General features: G+C 37.5%; 13 protein-coding genes and 1 tRNA gene. 13 read left to right on the top strand and 1 reads right to left on the bottom strand.

The annotated features are described in order from the left end of the window. Nucleotides 1-268 precede the first annotated feature (268 nt). From MWU78_RS10265 to MWU78_RS10255, 3 genes are all read left to right on the top strand, one after another. Nucleotides 269-340, top strand: a tRNA-Gln gene (locus tag MWU78_RS10265). Between the two features lie 1,147 nt (nt 341-1,487). Then, nucleotides 1,488-1,637, top strand: coding sequence for a DUF5989 family protein (locus tag MWU78_RS10260; RefSeq protein WP_246997593.1), 150 nt, complete (start codon nt 1,488-1,490; stop codon nt 1,635-1,637). 66 nt (nt 1,638-1,703) lie between these two features. After that, nucleotides 1,704-3,527 (top strand): carbamoyltransferase, encoded by a 1,824-nt coding sequence (locus tag MWU78_RS10255; RefSeq protein ID WP_246997591.1) that lies wholly within the window; start codon nt 1,704-1,706, stop codon nt 3,525-3,527. 16 nt (nt 3,528-3,543) lie between these two features. On the opposite strand, the gene MWU78_RS10250 is transcribed toward MWU78_RS10255, so the two are convergent. Continuing rightward, entirely contained in the window at nt 3,544-3,717 is a 174-nt protein-coding gene (locus MWU78_RS10250; protein WP_246997589.1) for a hypothetical protein, read from the bottom strand. Nucleotides 3,718-4,299: 582 nt separating this feature from the next. On the opposite strand from MWU78_RS10250, the gene MWU78_RS10245 reads away from it, so the two are divergent. The 10 genes from MWU78_RS10245 to MWU78_RS10200 all read left to right on the top strand — a co-directional run bounded on the left by MWU78_RS10245 (nt 4,300) and on the right by MWU78_RS10200 (nt 20,550). Continuing rightward, complete coding sequence (locus MWU78_RS10245) at nt 4,300-4,893, top strand: RNA polymerase sigma-70 factor (RefSeq protein ID WP_246997587.1); 594 nt, start codon at nt 4,300-4,302, stop codon at nt 4,891-4,893. Between the two features lie 265 nt (nt 4,894-5,158). Then, the gene (locus tag MWU78_RS10240) at nt 5,159-6,304 is read left to right on the top strand and encodes a FecR family protein (protein WP_246997585.1); all 1,146 of its coding nucleotides are present in this window, start codon (nt 5,159-5,161) and stop codon (nt 6,302-6,304) included. 89 nt (nt 6,305-6,393) lie between these two features. Beyond that, nucleotides 6,394-9,801 (top strand): TonB-dependent receptor, encoded by a 3,408-nt coding sequence (locus MWU78_RS10235; protein ID WP_246997583.1) that lies wholly within the window; start codon nt 6,394-6,396, stop codon nt 9,799-9,801. A gap of 25 nt (nt 9,802-9,826) precedes the next feature. After that, nucleotides 9,827-11,401, top strand: coding sequence for a RagB/SusD family nutrient uptake outer membrane protein (locus tag MWU78_RS10230; RefSeq protein WP_246997581.1), 1,575 nt, complete (start codon nt 9,827-9,829; stop codon nt 11,399-11,401). 129 nt (nt 11,402-11,530) lie between these two features. After that, on the top strand, nt 11,531-13,414 hold the full coding sequence (locus MWU78_RS10225; RefSeq protein WP_246997579.1) for a hypothetical protein: 1,884 nt from the start codon (nt 11,531-11,533) through the stop codon (nt 13,412-13,414). Between the two features lie 117 nt (nt 13,415-13,531). Further along, a complete protein-coding gene (locus tag MWU78_RS10220) occupies nt 13,532-14,983 on the top strand; it encodes an arylsulfatase (RefSeq protein WP_246997577.1) in 1,452 nt (483 codons plus the stop codon). A 161-nt stretch (nt 14,984-15,144) separates the two neighbouring features. Then, the gene (locus MWU78_RS10215) at nt 15,145-16,044 is read left to right on the top strand and encodes a carboxylesterase family protein (RefSeq protein ID WP_246997575.1); all 900 of its coding nucleotides are present in this window, start codon (nt 15,145-15,147) and stop codon (nt 16,042-16,044) included. 281 nt (nt 16,045-16,325) lie between these two features. Next, nucleotides 16,326-17,318, top strand: coding sequence for a nucleoside hydrolase (locus MWU78_RS10210; protein ID WP_246997572.1), 993 nt, complete (start codon nt 16,326-16,328; stop codon nt 17,316-17,318). A gap of 81 nt (nt 17,319-17,399) precedes the next feature. After that, complete coding sequence (locus tag MWU78_RS10205) at nt 17,400-18,938, top strand: endo-1,4-beta-xylanase (protein ID WP_246997570.1); 1,539 nt, start codon at nt 17,400-17,402, stop codon at nt 18,936-18,938. A 37-nt stretch (nt 18,939-18,975) separates the two neighbouring features. Beyond that, nucleotides 18,976-20,550 carry an endo-1,4-beta-xylanase gene (locus MWU78_RS10200; protein WP_246997568.1) on the top strand — a complete coding sequence of 525 codons (1,575 nt, stop codon included), beginning with the start codon at nt 18,976-18,978 and terminating at the stop codon, nt 20,548-20,550. The last annotated feature ends 2 nt before the right edge of the window (nt 20,551-20,552 follow it).

Here is a 20,552-nt window from a genome sequence, read left to right as displayed (position 1 = left end):
CGAAGGGCGAATTTACTAATTTAATAACATAAAGGGATATATATTTCATAAACCTTTAACATGATTTTAGGTCAAAATATCTGTTATTATTAGCCCATTGGCAATGTACTCCATATGTGATACTGTGTATAAAAGCAATATAAACATATTTGAAACCCCTTTGTTAAGGGGCAATGGAAGAATATTTCATTATTTTTTTTGGAATATGGCTTAAAAATATTTGTGCATATAAAACTTTGTTCTAAATTTGCACGCTCAAACGAGGTAGTGGCCTATGGTGTAATTGGTAACACAGCTGGTTTTGGTCCAGTCGTTCTAGGTTCGAGTCCTAGTAGGCCAACATAGTAATCCCCTGATTTTATTTAAATCAGGGGATTTTTTATTTTGGGTGGTGTATTATTGAATTTTTTAAATGCAATTGTGAGCATATCTAAAATAAGGGAGGCCATTAGTATCGCTTTATATCAAGACTTTTAGACGCGCCATTGCTATCTTCTTTGGTCATATCCAAATGTTGTGATTGGGCTAAAATTGTCGTCAATCTATAAAGGAAGAATTCTACATTCTTCACACTTTTAAACTGTGCCCTTAGGGCCTTAGAAAATTTCAGTAATTTCAACATTGGAAATCACAAGCGAAAATATTGCCAAATACTGGAATTACAGTAGTTATGTGTATATTTTTTTATATTTTTTCAATTGTAAATGCCTTATTTTCTTACGTTGATTTCAGTTTATAATTGAAATAACACCTGAATATTTTGGAATGTGAATTATGGAAAACCCAACTAAATACACTAAAGAAACGTTTGAAATGGATAAAAAAATAAAGCTGCACTGGTAATTTTTAAAAAATAAAACAAGGTTAAATAAAATGGAAAAAGGAAAGAACAGTTATTATGTGGAAGTAAAAAGGGAACAGCTTAAGGATTTCGGGACTATCGTTGCTATTGTTTTTATGATTTTGGGGATTCACTTTAGTACAAATAAATTTTTTATTTGTGCCATAGTAATTGGGTTTGTTACTATTCTTCTTCCTTCTGTTTTTTATCCCTTTACATATCTGTGGTTTAAGTTTTCCAAAATCATGGGTAAATTTAACTCGCATATCATTTTAGCTATTATTTTTTTTCTTGTAGTAACCCCTGTAGGTATCTTTCGGAGAATTCTAGGAAAGGATACACTTAGGTTAAAGGACTTTAAAAAGGGTACGGACTCAGTTATGATTCAAAGGAATCACACCTATTCCCCTTCAGACCTCGAACATTTATTTTGATTTGGTTAAAACAATATTATCTTTCCAATCTATTAATGTTCCTATGGCACTTCGGTAGTGGAAATATTATTAGGTTAGAGACTCGTAATTCGTATTAGGACTAATTTGCCATTGAATATGAATTATTTAATATGTGAGGTGATTTAAACAATCCAATTTTATTGAAACAAGTTTAAGTAGATTCAAAATAAATAAAACATAAAACTTTATACATGGAATTTTTTAACGAACTCTGGCTATTCCTTAAGAACAGAAAAAAATTTTGGCTACTACCTCTTATCACAATACTATTAATTATGGGATTCTTAATAGTAGTAATGAGCGAGTCTGCCTTGGCTCCATTTATTTATAGCCTATTCTAAATAATTTGTTTTTTTATAACTAACCAAAGTCCATTCAATACTAAACCAAATTAAACCAAAAGCAATATGCGTGAAGCTATATTGGGAATTTCCGCCTATTATCACGATAGTGCTGCTACCTTACTATTAAATGGAGAATTAATTGCGGCCGCCCAGGAAGAACGGTTTTCACGTTTAAAAAATGACTCGTCATTTCCTGAGAAATCAATAAATTTTGTACTTGAGGAAGCTGGAATTTCGTGTAGCGATGTCACAGCTATCGCTTTTTATGATAAACCATTCTTGAAATTCGAAAGATTATTGGAAACCTATCATGGCTTCGCCCCAAAGGGATTAATTAATTTTTCCAAAGCAATGCCTGTTTGGCTTAAGGAAAAGCTTTTTTTAAAAAAAACGCTTAAGGATGAACTTAGAAAAATTGGTATTTCAAAAATACCAATTCTTTTTCCCGAGCATCATTTATCGCATGCTGCCAGTGCGTTTTTTCCATCCCCTTTTAGGGAGGCGGCTATTTTGACAATTGATGGCGTTGGTGAATGGGCAACGACAACAATATCTATTGGCAAAGACAATGGAATAAAGATTATTAAAGAGCTACATTTCCCACATTCATTGGGACTTTTGTATTCGTCTTTTACTTACTACCTTGGTTTTAGAGTGAATAGCGGTGAATACAAATTAATGGGTCTGGCTCCATATGGAAATCCACAATCTTCACAAACTAAGGAATTTGAAGAAAAGATTGTTAACGAATTGGTCGATATACGCGATGATGGCTCCATACTATTGAATATGGAATATTTTAATTTTGCTATAGGCCTTAAGATGACAAATGACGCCAAGTGGGAGAAATTATTTGGAGTCCCTCCGCGAACCCCAGAATCTGGTATTGATCAAACGTATAAGAATTTAGCAAGAGCTATACAGAATATAACAGAGTTGGTGGTGTTAAAACTTGCTGAAACAGCTAGATCCTTAACCAATTGTAAGAATCTTGTTTTGGCAGGAGGTGTTGCGTTAAATTGCGTAGCAAACGGAAAGCTTTTGTCTAAAAAGATATTTGAGAATATCTGGATACAGCCGGCGGCAGGTGATTCAGGAGGGTCATTAGGAGCTGCCTATGCCGCTTGGCATATATGGAAAGGAAAAGAAAGGAATATTCAGGGACGTGTGGACTCGATGAAAGGAGCATATCTTGGCCCTGAATTCTCAAATAAACAAATTCTTAAAATTTTAAAAGCCTATCAAGCTAACTACGAATTAGTTAATGATACAGATGAACTTTGCGAATCAATAGCGGATAAAATATCAGAGGGGAAAATCGTTGGGTGGTTTCAGGGAAGGATGGAATTTGGTCCCCGGGCATTAGGTAACCGTAGTATATTGGCGGATCCTGGAAATCCCGAAATGCAAAAAACATTAAATCTAAAAATTAAATTCAGAGAAAGCTTTCGTCCTTTTGCTCCCAGTGTAATTCAAGAGGATGTACAGGATTTCTTTATGCTTGATCGTCCATCGCCATATATGCTTTTCGTAACAGAAGTCAAAAAGCCAAGTGTAAGGGCTCTGACAGTTAAAGGAACCAATGTTAACCCTTCCCTTCAAAACTTGGACATAGCACATATAGAACTACCGGCTGTTACGCATGTCGATTTCACCGCCCGTGTTCAAAGTGTGAGTAAAGAAGGTAATCCTCTTTTTTGGAAATTATTGAAAGCATTCAAAAAGAAAACAGGTTATGGAGTGCTGGTCAATACTAGCTTTAATGTAAGGGGGCAACCAATTGTTTGTAACCCCGAGGAAGCTTTCAAAGGATTTATGCATACCGAAATGGATTATTTGGTGTTAGGGAACTATGTTTTAAATAAAAAAGATAACCTAAATCTATAAATAGGTTCATGCGACTCTACCTTACTTTACCGTCAATTTTGTTTTCTTGGGTACCACAGGGTTGAACAGGGCTGTCTTTGGTCGTTGCTCTTTCTGAAAACAAATCAGTGGAAGAAGCGGTTTCCTTTACATGTAAGGCAGGATTAATTTCTGTTACCTGAATGGGAGCGGGGTCATTGCAATGCTCCATGCATAAGAAAATAGCAGGGAATGTGAAATATTGGCCATGATCTCATGTGATCGCTTACCTACTATCGTACCAACCATAGAATTGTTCAACGCTTATTTTAAAAATACATCTGTTCCTATTGGGGTGCCCAGTTTCGTTTTGTGTAGAAAGCTCCTGAGAATGAATTACCTATTTATGGGGTTTGTTCAAAATATTTGTTCAGAAGTATTTCAACATGGGATGATTTTTTCTAAGTATTGTTGTATTTAACTTGAATTTGGGGGAATCTTTAACAGGAGGAAATTACTGCGTATAATAATGAAATAAATAGCCTATTTTTTATCACTGGAATTCCTAGATGCTCTGCATTGGGGTGTTATAGGAAAGTTTGAAAATGCATGTATTTTATAGAATGTTAAACTTTCACGGTTTAGACATCTCGATGGCTTTAAATAGGGGTAATTTATTATTTAAGAAGAGGGGTACTTTGATATTGGTTAGCCTGAGATATTGGGGATTGTGTTGATTTTTTAGTAAATAAATAGGAATTTTATAAAAATGTTAACACAAAATTAATAGATTTATGGCATAATCTTAATGTTCATGGTGAATAAGTGTACTGATTTGGAGTTGTTCGATCTAATGGTCGAGGACAATGTTCTGGCATTTGAAGAGATCTACAATAGGTACACCAAGGATATGTTTCTCTTTGCGTTCAATATTTTCCGCAATAGGGAGGTTTGTGAAGATATTGTCCAGAATGTGTTCGTCGACTTGTGGTCCAAACGAAAGAGTGTAGCCATAGTGCGGCTAAAGCCATATCTCTTGCAGTCAGTAAGGTACCAAGTTTTTAAGCATATGAGAGACAGGAAGGTCTCAAACGTGGATTTGGCCAAGCTGGACATGGTTGACATGTCCATGAACGTCTCTCAAAGTATGGAATTCATTGAGATGAAGGAGATTATAGATGTTAAAGTGTCCAAGCTACCTGAAAGGTGCCGTCATATTTTTGTCCTGAGTCGGTACCAGGGAAAGTCCAACAAAGAGATTGCCCTAGAACTGGGTATTTCAAATCAGGCTGTAAAAAACCAGATATCCAAGGCCCTCAAGTTTATCAGGCAAAATCTAAGTCCTGAAGAAGTCTTTTACCTTTTTATTGTTTCACATTCATTGGGCCTATTCCAGATATTCTTATAGAGAATTGTGAAAGCTTTGGAGTAACTTTCAACGTAATAATATTCCTTGTTGATAAATGTATATCCGTTATAGGATTCGTTTTGGGTGCTTTGGTTTATTAAAGTCTTGATTTTTTGTGTAAAAAATAAGGTTGTTGATAAATATTACACTTCATTTTTATCATATATAAAAAAAAATCGGTTTTTGACGTGTACCAAAAGATAAAATATGGTACATGTTATTAAGGAGGTATTTTTTTAAGCCTATAAATAAGGAATCATTTTGTATGAACAAGAAACAAGCGAGAGATCTCTTTAATAAATACGTCAACAATGAATGCACTCCCAAAGAGATAGAATTGTTGAACAATTTTTTGGATTCCTTTCAAGATAGGAATGAATTATGGTCGGACCTTGACTTCAACGAAGAGCTCCAGAAAAAGATTTGGTCAAAAATCCAATTGAGAACGAATATAGGCAAAAGGACTAAAAAATATCCTTTCATGTCGTTGTTGAGATATGCCGCGATTTTTATAGGGATAGGAATAGGCATCTTTGTATGGGCGGAATTAAAAAAGACGGAAAGGCCAGAGCCTGTTAGCTGGGACAACGAGGTAGTGCTCAAAATGGGGGACAATAGCCTGAAAAAGGTTAACACGTCTGGGAAGGGTGTTTTAGTGAATACGGAAGGCAAGGTGATCGCTTCACAGGAAGGGGATTTGATTGTCTATGAGCAGGGAAGCATGGCTGAGACCCTGGTATACAATGAAGTTCATGTTCCTAGGGGTGAGACCATTAGGCTTGTACTATCCGATGGAACGTCCGTTCATTTAAACTCTGGCACATCATTAAGGTTCCCCATAAACTTTACTAGGGAAGGAGAAAGAAAGGTATTCTTAAAGGGGGAGGCCTATTTCGAGGTGGCCAAGAATGCAGCTCATCCCTTTTCGGTAACGGCGGGCGACATGGGGATACGAGTGCTGGGTACACATTTTAATGTTAGTTCCTATAAATACTCGGAAGAGTATGTTGTTCTTGTGGAGGGTAGTGTAGAGGTTCAAGATTATAGTGCGAATGGTAGTGGGAATGCGCCAAAGACTATCAAGCCAGGAGAAAAGGCTTCATTGCTTTCCGGCAGCATTGATGTCAAGGACGTTGACGTTGAGGACTATCTAGGATGGCGGGACGGGAGCCTGATATTCAATAACGAAACTTTTGCAGACATTATACCTAAAATCGAAAGAAGGTACAATGTCAATATCGAAAATAACCTTAGTAGTTTGGAAACCGTCAGGTTCAACGGAAAGTTCAAGGAAGAGTCTATTGTGGATCTCTTGGATACATTTAAGGAGAGCGTAGGGTTTGATTACCAAATAATTGAAGACAAAATAATCATAAAAACAAACGATAAGAGTATGGAAAACAATAAGTAAAAGAAATCGGGAAACGCGGCAACGTTTCCCGATACAAATCGATTTTAACAGTAGAATTAATAAGTAATCCATTAAAACCATTTAAAGTTATGCAAAAAAACCATTGGTTTTCCACTTTATTGGAGAACATTTTCAACAAGAACAGAACAATGAAGATTTCAATCGTATTATTTGCGTTTGCCCTGTTCAATCTCCACGCAAACTCAACCTATTCCCAATTAAAGAAGGTCACGATAAAAGTGGAAAATGAGTCCATTAAAAATGTCCTCGGACTAATCGAGTCCCAGAGCAAATTCAAGTTTTTTTATAAAACGACGGAGATTGATCTGAAAAGAAAAATTTCCCTCCAAGTCAAGGACACCCCTATCAAGGATGTTTTAAAGATGATTTTCGATGATGGTACGGTCACCTGTACAACTGTAAAGAATCAGATAGTCATTAAAAAGGATTTCAAAGATTATCCAAGTAACTCAGATAAAGGGCAAAAAGCTGTCCAGATTATAAAAGAGCTGCAGCAATCTGTAAGCGGTAAAATAATAGATGCTACTGGAATGCCCATACCAGGAGTTTCTGTAGTAGTTAAAGGGACTTCCAATGGCGTAGCGGCAGACTTTGATGGCAACTACTCTATATCGGTTTCCGGTCCGGAGTCCGTTCTGATTTTTAGCTATATCGGACTTGCCACGCAAGAGGTTACTGTAGGAAATAGGCAAATTATTGATTTAACTATGCAGGATGATGCCCTAGCGTTGGAAGATGTTGTTGTTATTGGCTATGGTACCCAAAAGCGATCAAACTTAACAGGGGCCATTTCTTCCATAAAAAGCGAAGATCTGGACAAGTTGTCTGTTAACCGCGTGGATCAGGCGCTACAAGGTAAGGCAGCTGGTGTAATGGTTAGTCAACCGTCAGGTAAGCCTGGTGCAGCTCCTTCTATACACGTACGTGGTGTTGGTTCTATTGGGGGAACAAGTCCACTTTGGATAGTTGATGGAATTCGGATGGGCACAGATAATTTTTTTAATGTTAATGATATTGAATCTATTGAGGTTTTGAAAGATGCATCGGCATCTGCTATTTATGGTGCGCAAGCTGCGCATGGGGTAGTTTTAGTAACTACAAAGCGTGGGTTAAATAATAATAAAATTAACGTAGATTTTAAAGCAACAGTTGGTGTAAGTTCGCCAATCAATCTTCCGAGTATGCTTGATAGGGATCAGTTTATTCAGGTGGCAACTGCATCTCGTTTAGCTGCAGGGCAACAACCTGACCCTTCTTGGTCTCAATCAGGGTTGCCCAATACTGATTGGTCGGATGAATTATTTAATGGAAGTGGATTGGAGCAAAATTATAATTTGGCTATTTCCAGTGGTACAGATAAAGCCAATTATTATATTTCCGGTGCTTATTCTGGTGAAGAAGGAATTATGGTCGACAATAAATTTGAACGCTATAATTTAAGGGCAAATTCAGATTTTAAGCTGTTTGATGGGAAAGTTAAAATAGGAGAGTCTTTGCTGGTTTCACGTACAGTAGAAAACCCTACATACGCCGCTTCAGGTATTCCTTGGAGATCAATTCCGATGATGCCGGTGTATGATGAAACAAATCCTTACGGAGGATGGGGTACAGGACCGGCCTATTACCAAGGAAGAAATCCCGTTGGTAATGAAGTTCAACACCATGCCGAATACAACAATAATCGTTTTAACGGAAATGTTTATCTGGAAATAGATCTTTTAAAAGACTTTAAATTCCGATCAACATTTGGTATCAACTATTCTTCTTGGTTAGGGCAATCATTTAATGAGGCATACAGCTATGGTAGTAATACAAATACTCAAAACTCACTAGTGTATGGCAGTAACAATCAAGAAACCTTAACGGCCAACTATGTTTTAACATACGATAAAACTATTGGTGACCACAGTTTTAAAGCTATGGCCGGTTATGAAGCAGTTAAGGGTAGCGGCATAGGTTTTAATGCAACAATGGTTGATTTTCCGGTTGATTTGTCATACAGCTTTAATCTGGCAACCGGAGCAGCCGATGTAACCGATAGAAATACTATTGACGAGAGTCGTATTTTGTCGCAGTTCGGACGTTTTAACTATAGCTATAAAGACAAATATATGCTTGAGGGTAGTGTCCGTAGAGATGCCTCGGCACCAAAATTTGGGAAGGATAACCTCTGGGGGGTATTTCCTTCATTTTCTGCAGGATGGCGTGTTTCTCAAGAAGATTTTCTCAAAGACCATTCAGTGATATCAAATTTAAAACTACGTATGAGTTCAGGTACTTTGGGATCGGATAACATTGGGAATTATCTGTATTCCAAATCGTATTATTCACTTCGTTCTTTTTACGCATTCGATGAAAATGGTACAAATAAAGTTCCTGGGTTCTTCTTGAACCGTTTTCCTAACGAGGCAGTGAAGTGGGAAGAAATAACGATGAGCAACGTTGGTGTTGATCTTGGATTATTCAATAATAAGTTGACTGTGGTAATGGACTATTACGTCAAGAAAACCACAGATATGTTATATGCTGTTCCGATACCATTGTCAACTGGAATTTCCTATTCAAAAGCTAGTCCAAGTGCTGTAAGCATGAATGTTGGAGAAATGAAAAATACTGGTTTTGAAATGGCTGTGAATTATCAGGAAACTTTTAACGAATTCAAATTCAATATTGCCGCAAATGCCAGTTTTATGAAAAATGAGCTGACCAGCCTTATTGATAATGCGTTTATTAATGGTGGCGACGGCGGTGAAGTTTTAGGAAGTACAACACGCTCAGAGGAAGGAATGCCGTTATCAAGCTTTTATGGTTACGAATTTGTAAAAATCATTGATTCACAGTCAGAATTAGATGCTTTAAATGCTGCAGCACCAGATGGGGTGTATCAATCAAACAACACTGCTCCTGGTGATATGCTGTTCAGAGATCTTAATGGCGATGATGAAATTACAGCCGATGATAAAGCATACATAGGTAACCCATGGCCTAAAATGATTTATGGACTGACCACCAATCTAGAATGGAGAGATTTTGATTTTAGTATGTTCTTGCAAGGAATACAGGGAGTTGATGTATTTAACGGAAATAAAACGCTTACCCAGCAAATCTATGCCGATTACAATACGTCGACCGAAGCTTTAAATGCATGGACACCAGCGAACCAGACTGGACAGCCGCGTATAATTCAGTCTGACCCGAACGGAAACTTTAGAAATACGTCCTCGTATTTTGTGGAAGATGGTTCTTTTCTAAAAGTGAGAAATATTCAGTTAGGTTATGAACTTCCAGATTCGTTTTTGAGTAGGTTGAAAATGTCAAGGGCGAGAGTCTATATTAGTGCTGACAATATTTTGACCTTTACAAAGTATTCCGGAATAGACCCTGAAGTTTCAGGTGGAAATACCGGTAGAGGAGTTGATTACAATTCATATCCTCAAACTAAAACGATTAGCATGGGGATTTCACTTGGTTTATAATCTGGAAAATTAAAAATTGAAAACAATGAAAAATATATATAAAAATAGTTTGATTGCAAGTTTCTTCATTACGCTGCTTTTTACAGGATGCTCTGAAGATTTCTTGGACCTTAATGATGAGAATCAACTACAGGCAGAGACTTATTTTACCAAAATCGGGAATCTGGATCTTACATTAAATTCCGTTTATTCATCCCTTAAATCATACGATTTATTTGGTAGTGAATATGCGCCAAAAGTATTGGAAATGCTTCCGCATACCAGTAATCAGGATTGGTTGGGACATATTCAATGGAACCAATTGGCTACGAATGAGGTAACATCGGATAATGAAATTGTTCGTGATGTTTGGCGAGGCTGGTATCGTGTTATTAGTAGGGCAAATGATTTTATTATCAATGCTAAAATCTATAAAGAGAGTGATTTTATTAAACCAGGAGAAGAAGTGACAGTGGATCAAATGATTGGTCAAGCTTCATTTATTCGTGCTTATGCTAACTTTTCCATTGTTAGGCTATGGGGAGAAGGAAAAGCAACAGAGCCTTCCAAGTTGGCAGCCCCACTTATTCTTGATATCCCGGCTACACAGGAATCAATGTTAACAACCAGAGCGACAGTAGGTGATATGTACACTCAGATCATAAGTGATTTCAAAGTGGCAGAAACCTTGCTTCCCGATACCTGGGATGCAGACAATATAGCCAGGGTTGACAAGTATGCGGCCAAGGGTTTTCTTGGTAAAGTGTATTTGTATCAAGAAGATTATCCCAATGCAAAAACTTATTTGGAAGAAGTGGTAAACGGACCTTTTCAATTGGTTAGCTCTGATAAATATGACGGTCTTTTTCATGGAGAAAGTGAATTTAGTACTGAATCAATTTGGGAACTTAACTTCCACACGGATTTAGTTACACATGTATGGAATGGCGGGACAGGAACTCAAATAGCATTAATAACAGCACCTTTTGGTACCGGGTGGAGTAATGTCTGGCCACATGATGTAAATATCAGGCGTTTTGGTGATGATCCTCGTTTGAATGTTAATGCTTTAGAACCAGGGGTAGCTGAAGTGACTAATGGTAGTGGGGTTACCAGTGTTTTGGAAAAATTCCCGACAGAAGAAGGTGGTTTGGGATGGAGCTATAAGAAGTATGTTCCATTAGATTATTCAGTTTATACCACCAACCAGAATTACGGTGCTAACTACCATATTATGCGATTGGGGGGTGTATATTTATTGTATGCTGAAGTATTGAATGCCTTGGATCAAGATACTGATGCATTGGAATATGTCAATAAAGTTCGTCGTCGCGCTTATGGTAAAGATGTGAATACACCTGATCCCGAAGTTGATTTTGCAGGATTGACGGGGACTGGATTACGTGATTCTATTAGGGAAGAACGTTTCCGTGAGCTATTTAATGAAGGTCAACGCTGGTTTGATATTGTCCGTTGGGGTATTGCAGCAGAAGAGTCGGCCAAATACGAAAAGGTGCGTTCAGGGACTATTTCTTTTCAAGATCCGAAAGACAATTATTTGCCAATTCCAAGGGAAGAACTTGAGTCCAATTCTGCTCTCACTCCAAGTACTGGATACTAGCGAAAAAGATATTTATAGTTTATTTTTTGTTTAAACCAACTGTTTTATCGGCCGGCTCGATCGAGCCGGCCGATAATCTTTTGGTTTTAAATACCCCAATTCTTTTTATTATTTAGATTGATTTACAAAATGAAAGCAAAAACAAATTATACAATTTGGTTCAAGCTGATTGCAGTTCTGCTACCACTTTTGTTTTTGTTTTTAGCTGAAGTTGCCCTTCGTACTTGTGACGTGGGACACGATTTAAGTTTGTTTATAGAACATCCGGATAATTCGGAGTATCTGATACTGAACCCAAATATCTCAAGGCGTTATTTTATAAAGGATGAAAATTCCACCCGAGGTTGCATAGAACCTTTCAAAAAAAAGAAAGAACCAGGCACTGTTCGGGTATTTGTACAGGGAAGTTCAACAGCTTATGGCTTTCCATATGAAAATAATGGTTCATTTCATCGCATGTTACAGTACCAATTCAACCAGAATTTTTTGAATAAAAATATTGAAATCATTAATTTATCACTTACCGCGGTAACTTCCTATACTTTGCTCGATTTTGCTGATGAGATTATAGCGCAACAACCCGATGCTATTTTGATTTATGCAGGCCATAATGAATTTTATGGTGCGCTTGGAGTCGGTTCTTCTGGTAAATTAGGTTTAAATCCAACGATTGTTAGATTGGGAATTGAATTTAGAAAATTAAGATTGGGGCAATTATTTTTCAGTATAGTTTCCCGGATATCGAAAAAGGAATCATCCGATTTAAGTGAGACCCTTATGAAACGTATGGCTGCAGAACAATCAATTAAAAAAGGTTCTGTGCTATATGAAAGAGGAATTAAGCAATTCAAACAAAACATTACTGCGCTACTGTCCAAATATCATCAAAATGATGTGCCAGTGTTTATGGGAACCTTGTTTTCTAATTTGAAAGACCAGGCCCCTTTTGTCAGTGATTTGGATTCTGATATGAATGCAGGATACTTTTATAAATTGGCTAAAGAGTCTGAAAAAAAGCATGATTTTGCACAAGCACTCAAATTCTATACCCAGGCCAAAGATGAGGATTTACTTCGGTTTCGTGCACCTGAAGCTATCAATGAGAACATAAAAGCATTGGTAAATGAATATGGTGCTATACTGGTTCCTGTAGAAGAAGATTTTAAATCAAGTGCTCTGCATGGAATTATTGGTGAAGAGCTGGTGTTAGAGCATCTTCATCCAAATTTAAAGGGCTATTATTTGATGTCAGCCAGTTTTTACAGATCATTAATTAAACATTTTGAATTTACGACAGATGAAGAGGTGGTTTTGCCATTACCTTTTGAAGAACTGCCACTAACCCAAATGGATTCGTTGTTTGGCCAGTATACCAATTTAATTTTGCGTTCGCAGTGGCCATTCAATGAACCTATGCTAGATGTTGATTTAACAGGGAAAAGTATGCCTGAAGTTCTTGCGGGCGGATTGGCGGTTAAAAAGATTAGCTGGGACAATGCTATGTTCAAACTTCAAGAGTATTATCTGAATCGGAAAGAATACAAAAATGTTTTCAAGGTATCTGAATCTTTGGCATTAGCATATCCAATGAACTCAGAACACCAGATGAAAGCCGGGCAGTTTGCCACTAACGTGGGGGAGCATAAAAAAGCTCTTATGTATTATAGAAAAGCATTTGAAGGGGACCCGAATATTAAAATTTTAGCGCAATGTGTAAAAGCAGGTGTTAATGCCAAAGCATTTGATAAATTACTGCCAATTCTTGATTCGAAGTCAGTACAACAACTTAATAACGCATTAGTTGCCGATATTAAATCTGATATTGTAGGGTTGGAGATGGCTGAAAGAACTATAAAACAGCAGCCTAAAAATATAGATGTGTTACAGGTTTTGACGAAAATCTATTATGATTTTGGTGTTTATAGTTTTGCGAAAGAATATGCCGAAAAGTTAGAACAATTGGAACCAGAAAATAGCCTGGCACTTGAAATTCTAAAGCGATTGAATAAATGATATTTCTCAATTTAAATATAACAATTAAAGAAACGTATTAGTAAACAGAACTTTTACGAAAAAGGAATGATACTGTCTATTTGTCAATCTGTTATGTGTAATCGAAAAAAGGAAAATATGAATCGGAAAATTAAGACATTCTATGCACTTTTTCTTTTGGTTGTGTTAAGTAGTTGTAACAACCAAAAAAAGACTAATGATATTAATCAAATACAAAAACCTAATATAATCTATATCCTTGCGGATGATTTAGGATATGGCGATTTAAGCTTAACGGGTCAAGAAAAATTTTCGACACCAAATATTGATAAATTATCGGAGGACGGCATGTTTTTTTCTCAACATTATTCAGGATCAACTGTTTGTGCACCATCCCGTTCTTCTTTAATGACTGGACAACATACTGGTCACACCTTTATTCGTGGAAATAGGGGAGTTAAACCTGAAGGACAATTCCCTTTGGATTCTTCGATAGTTACGGTTTCTAAACTTTTGAAATCTGCAGGGTATATAACAGGTGCTTTTGGGAAATGGGGTTTAGGTTATCCAGCTTCAGAAGGAGACCCCAATAACCAAGGGTTCGATGAATTCTATGGGTATAATTCTCAGACCATAGGGCATAATTATTACCCCTATCACCTTTGGCACAATCAAACCAAAGTAATACTGGAAGGAAATAAAGGGAAGAAAACTGAAACGTATGCACCTACTATTATTCATGAAAAAGCAATGTCATTTATAGAAGAGAATAAAGATTCTACTTTTTTTATGTATTACCCTACTATTATTCCCCATGCAGAACTTGTGGCACCGGAGGAATATATGGCGAAGTTTAGAGGGAAATTATTGCCTGAAGAAAATTACATAGGTGTAGATGATGGTGAGCGGTATAAGAAAGGAGGTTATGGTTCGCAAAAAGAACCTCATACAGCTTTTGCTGCTATGGTCTATCTACTAGATAAACAAGTAGGCGAGATTAGAAAAAAAGTGGAAGAACTTGGTATTTCGGATAATACCATAATAATTTTTACCTCGGATAATGGCCCTCACCAAGAAGGTGGAGCTGACCCGGATTATTTTAATAGCAATGCTGATTTAAAGGGGTATAAACGAGATTTGTATGAAGGTGGAATAAGAGTACCTATGATTGCCTACTGGCCAGAGAAAATCGAGGCAAATTCTACTTCTGATCATATTTCAGCTTTTTGGGATTTTTTGCCCACAGTTTGTGAAATCGCACAGATAGACAAACCGAAAAATATAGATGGGATCTCATTCTTGCCAGAATTATTGGGAGAAAAACAAGAAAGCCATGATTATCTATATTGGGAATTTCATGAGCAAGGAGGAAAACAAGCAGTAAGATTAGGAGATTGGAAAGGGGTACGCTTGAATATGGGCAATAATACCAAAGCTCCTATGGAACTCTATAATTTGGCCACTGATATTGGCGAACAAAATAATATTGCTGCCAACAACCCTGAAATTGTAGGAAAAATTAGCAATATCATGGAGAGTGAGCATACATATTCCAAGGAATTTAGCTTTGGGTATGAAAAAAATAAGTAAGGCGGAAAACGAAGCCACAATAGGCCGCATAAAAGTGGCTACAGAAGGAATAAAATCAGAATCGGGTAATGATGATGTAGGTGAGAAATTAGAATAGCGTTACATCCGCTATTTTCCTAAGCCGGGTCACCCATATAAACCACTATAGTTAAAAAATTACGATGAAATATTTAGCGATACTCCTATTTATGATAGCAACAAAAGCTACCGTTGCTCAAACACTTTATTTTGAAAGTGTTTTTTCAGAAGTCACTAAGACCACTTATAATTACAGCCCAGATCAAAATGAATCCTTACAATTGGATTTCTATACAGCGGGAGCTGACCGTGAAAAGATGCCCTTAATGGTATATGTACATGGAGGTGGGTTTTCAAATGGAGTAAGAGATGATGAAGGCACCGTTAGATTTGCTACAGAACTTGCTCAACGCGGATATGCTGTTGCTTCTGTATCCTACAGGCTAACTATGAAAGGTATTGGTTTTGGTTGCGATGTTGAGTCCAGTAAGAAGTTAGCCGCTATTGATTCAGCTTCCTATGACGTGAGCTTAGCTATAAAGTATATTCTTGACAACATCGATGAATTTGGTATTGACCAAAATAAAATAATTGTTGCAGGATCAAGTGCTGGTGCCGAAACGGTTTTAAATATGGCATTTGTTTACGACAATGAAATATTACCATCCGATTTTAAATATGCAGGTGTAATTGGGATGGCGGGTGCGATTAATACTCTACAGAAAATAGACGAAGATAGGGCTGTTCCAACACAACTTTTCCACGGAACAGGTGATAGAAAGGTACCTTATAACATTGCTCCTCATCATTATTGCAATGGCGAAGATAAAGGCTTTTGGATGCTCTATGGATCAAAGCCTATTGCTGCGCGTTTAAAAGGTTTAGGTGAATCATATTATTTTACTACTATTTATGGGGGTGGTCACAGCTGGGCTGGGGCATCTATGACTGAAGGTTTTAACGAAATTATAGACTTTTTATATCATGATGTCATAAACCCTAAATCCATAAGGCAAACAGATAGGACAATAAATAAGCTATAATTAAAAATGAATGAAAATATGACCATACGCTCTATAACGATATATAAAAACAGGAGTCGCGATATCTGTAAAGTCAAGACTTTTGCGTAAAAAAACAAATTACTGATAAAAAGCATTTTGGGATGAGTTTTCAATTAGACTAAGTTCTTTGTAAGCGGAAGTAGATTGCAACAAATGGGCAGACTGAGTTCAATATTCGTTTCCTTCTTCAGTAAAAGGAGGGTTAGGGAACGAACAATTTAGCTGACACGCAGCCAACCGTAATTATTAAATAAAATACAATGAAACAATTACTATACATTTTACTCATTTTGGTCGTGGGATGTAACACGACACCAGAAAAAAATGAGACTCCAGAACCCGTTAAAGTTATTTTTGATACGGATATGGGTCCAGATTACGATGATGTGGGGGCCATTGCTGTTTTGCATGCTTTAGCAGATAGTGGTGAATGTGAAATTTTAGCAACTATTTCATGCAATAGTCATCCAAGTGTTGCCCCTACTATCGAACTCTTTAATCGTTACTTTAATAAACCGAACATTCCAATAGGAGTGCCTGAAAAAAACGGTGTGAATTCTATCCATAAAAACAATTGGAATGATTCTACTATTGTAAGATTCGCCCCTGAGCTTAAACATTCGAATAATTATCCTTCGGCGACTAAGGTATACCGAGAGGTTCTATCTTCTCAGTCCGACAAAAGTGTTACAATTGTTACCGTTGGATTTACTACAAATCTTGAAAATTTACTAAAATCAGGTCCCGATGAATTTTCTCCGCTCTCGGGTATTGAGCTGGTAAACCAGAAGGTAAAGAAACTGGTTGCAATGGCCGGGTACCTCCCAGAGGGGCGTGAATATAATGTTTATAAGCATTCAGAAGCTTCCTTTTACACGTTCAATCACTGGCCAACTCCTATACTTTTTAGCGGAGCTGAGATTGGAAATTCAATTAAGACAGGTAATAAACTAGCAGCAACGGGGTCGGTTACAAACCCGGCTGCATGGGCTTATGCTTATAATTTAGCTACTTATAGCGATCAACCCTCTGAAACTAGAAGATCGTGGGATCAAACAGCAGTTCTTTGTGCCATAAGGGATCCGGAGAAGTATTTTTATGTTTGTGGACCTGGTGAATTTTTAGTTGACGAGGATGGTTACAATCAATGGAAACCAAATATAAATGCCAACCATTATTTCCTCGTACATAAGTACCCTTATAAAATAGTTACTGATGTTGTAGAAGAATTAATGATGCATGAACCTATGTAAGGTCAATTTAATACTAAAAAAATTAAATCTGGGCATCCTCCTTTTCGGAGTGGCTAATTAAAACTTAAGATAATAATTTCCATGAATCAGAAAATTATCTACATTTTACTATTACAGTGTTTGTTTCAAACCCCGCAATATGCAAACGGGATAGAGACGGAGAAAACACGAGGAACAATTTCACAAAAGGACACGGTTATGAGTGCTGCCTACTGGAAATTGTGGAACTCTAAAGTCCAGGCAAAAATTGATCGAGATATTGAGGAAAACAGAAAAGCTGATGCGGTATTAAATCTCAAAGGGCTTCCTGCCGGAACAGCGATAACCGTAAAACAGGTTTCTCATGATTTTATTTTTGGGGCACATATATTCAATTTTAACCAGTTGGGCTCGAATGATTTAAATACAAAGTACAAAGAACTGTATGGAACACTGTTCAATTCGGCCACCATTCCTTTTTATTGGAAAAAATTTGAGATGCAACCTAATCGTCCTCGATTTCGCGAAGAATATTGGGATACGGAAGAATACTGGAACCAAGTAAAAGAGCCCCAGAAGGAACCGCATTGGAGACGTCCGGCGACAGACCCAATTGTTGAATTTTGTGAAAACAAAGGAATCCGTTTGCATGGGCACACCATGACCTGGGGGAATCGCGAGTGGCATAATCCGGAGTGGCTGTTTGATGATTTTTGTCCCCAAGAAGAAAAGGAGAAACTCAATAAATTTTCGCAAGATGAGCTGTACAAATTGTCTCCCGCTGAAATAGAAAATCTTGCCCCAGTATTTTCTAAAGAATTAACAAGACTTTTTGAAAGAAGGGTAGTTGAACTGGCAAATTACTACGGAGACCGTATCCATAGCTGGGATGTGGTAAATGAAAGTGCTACTGATTTTGGTTCCGGACAAATGGTTCCTGGAGATAAAATTTGCAAAAGTCATTACGGACTTATGCCCGGAGATTATACGTTCGAGTCTTTTAAAATAGCTAATCGGGTTTTTCCTGAAAATACTTTGCTAAACATTAATGATTATAAAAATGATGCCGACTACTTAAATCAGATTAAAGATTTGCGCTCGAGAGGATCCAGAGTTGACATAACGGGCTCTCAAATGCATCTGTTCAATCCGCAAAGTTCTCTTGATATTGCCGAAGGAAAAGCGATAGAAACACCGGAAATTGTTTGGGATAAAATGGCAATACTTTCAAAAGCAGGTCTGCCAATTCATTTAAGTGAAATTACAATTACCTCCCCAGGGGATGATAAACGGGGGCAGGAAATCCAGGCCATTATTGCACGGAACTTATACCGTTTATGGTTCAGCGTCAAACCTATGATGGGAATTACCTGGTGGAATGTTGTAGACGGCTGTGGTGCCCCGGGCGAGCCTTCTGTATCCGGTCTATTTTCCCGAGATATGAAACCGAAACCATCTTTTTATGCTTTAAATAATTTGATTAACCACGAATGGAAGACAAATACAACAGTTAAAGTCGGGAAAGATGGGATTGCCAAGTTTCGCGGATTTAAGGGCCGTTATAGCATAAGCTGGGAGAACAGTGCCGGAGAACAACAGAATATAGAATTTTATTTAAAGGAGGATGGAGATGGACTCTAGAATATTCAACATAAACTATCTTAAAACCAGAATTACCATGAATCAGAAAAATATCTACATTTTACTATTACTGTGTTTGTTTCATTCCCCGCAATATGCTAATGGAATAGAAAAGGAAAAACCTAGAGGAACAATTTCAGAAAAGGACACGGTAATGAGTGCTGCCTACTGGAAATTGTGGAACTCCAAAGTCCAGGCAAAAATTGATCGGGATATTGAGGAAAACAGAAAAGCTGATGCGGTATTAAATCTCAAAGGACTTCCGGCTGGAACAGCGATAACAGTAAAACAGGTTTCTCATGATTTTTTATTTGGAGCCCATATATTCAATTTTAACCAGTTGGGATCCAATGAATTGAATGCAAAGTACAAGGAACTGTACGGAACATTGTTTAATTCGGCCACCATTCCTTTTTACTGGAAAGGTTTTGAAATGGAGCCTAATCGTCCTCGATTTCGCGAGGAATATTGGGATACGGAAGAATACTGGAATCAAGTAAAAGAACCCCAGAAAGAACCACATTGGAGGCGTCCGGCGACAGACCCTATTGTCGAATTTTGCAAAAGCAAAAACATACATACCCATGGACATACAATTGTATGGGGAAACGGACATAGTTGGCCAAAATGGTTTTATGACCAATATTGGCCTGCAGAAGAAAAGGAAAACCTTGATAAGTTAACAAAGGAGGAAATAAAGGAAATGTCGTCGGAGCAGATAGAAAAACTGGCGCCCGTATTTTTTCAATCGTTGAATAGGTTTGCGGAAAAACGCATTGTTGAACTTGGAAATTATTATGGCGACCAGATTAAAAGCTGGGACGTTGTAAATGAAAGCTCAGGGGATTTTCATGGTCAAAGTGTTACCGGGGATGTAGTAGGTAAAAGTGTGTTTGGTTGGGTGCACGGGGATTATGCCTATAAGGGATTTAAAACTGCGGCTGAGGTATTTCCAGACAATGTTCAGCTTTTTATCAATGATTATAATAGGGAGGATACCCCAGAGCGTACTGCCGAAAATTACGCAGACCAAGTTAAGGATCTACGCGCTCATGGTAGTCGGATAGATGTAATAGGGACACAGATGCATTTGTTTAAAGACCAGCAGATTTCTGATATTGTTGAGGGTAAACCACTAGAGACGCCACAGTGGCAGTGGAATAAAATGGACGCTATTGCAAAAGCCGGATTGCCCATTCACCTGAGTGAAATAACAATTACTTCTCCGGGTGGTGACGAACGAGGGGAGGAAATTCAAGCAATTATTGCACGAAACTTATATCGATTATGGTTCAGCGTGAAACCTATGATGGGAATTACCTGGTGGAATGTAGTGGATGGTTGTGGCCACCCGGGAGAGCCTGCTGTATCCGGTCTATTTTCCCGAGATATGAAACCGAAACCATCATTTTATGCTTTGGACAAATTGATCAACCACGAATGGAAGACCAATACAACAGTTGTGGTTGAGAAAGACGGGACGGCAAAGTTCAGGGGATTTAAGGGCCGATATAGCATAAGCTGGAAGAATGGTGCCGGTGAGGAACAAAGCACCGAATTTTATTTAAAAGAGGATGGAGATGGTTTTGCCGTGCCATTAATGAAGAATTAAAT

Origin of the sequence: Arenibacter sp. F26102 (assembly GCF_023015865.1) — a bacterium.
Taxonomy (GTDB): domain Bacteria; phylum Bacteroidota; class Bacteroidia; order Flavobacteriales; family Flavobacteriaceae; genus Arenibacter.
Note: the sequence above shows the minus strand (reverse complement) of the source record. Positions and strands in the feature narration are given on the sequence as shown.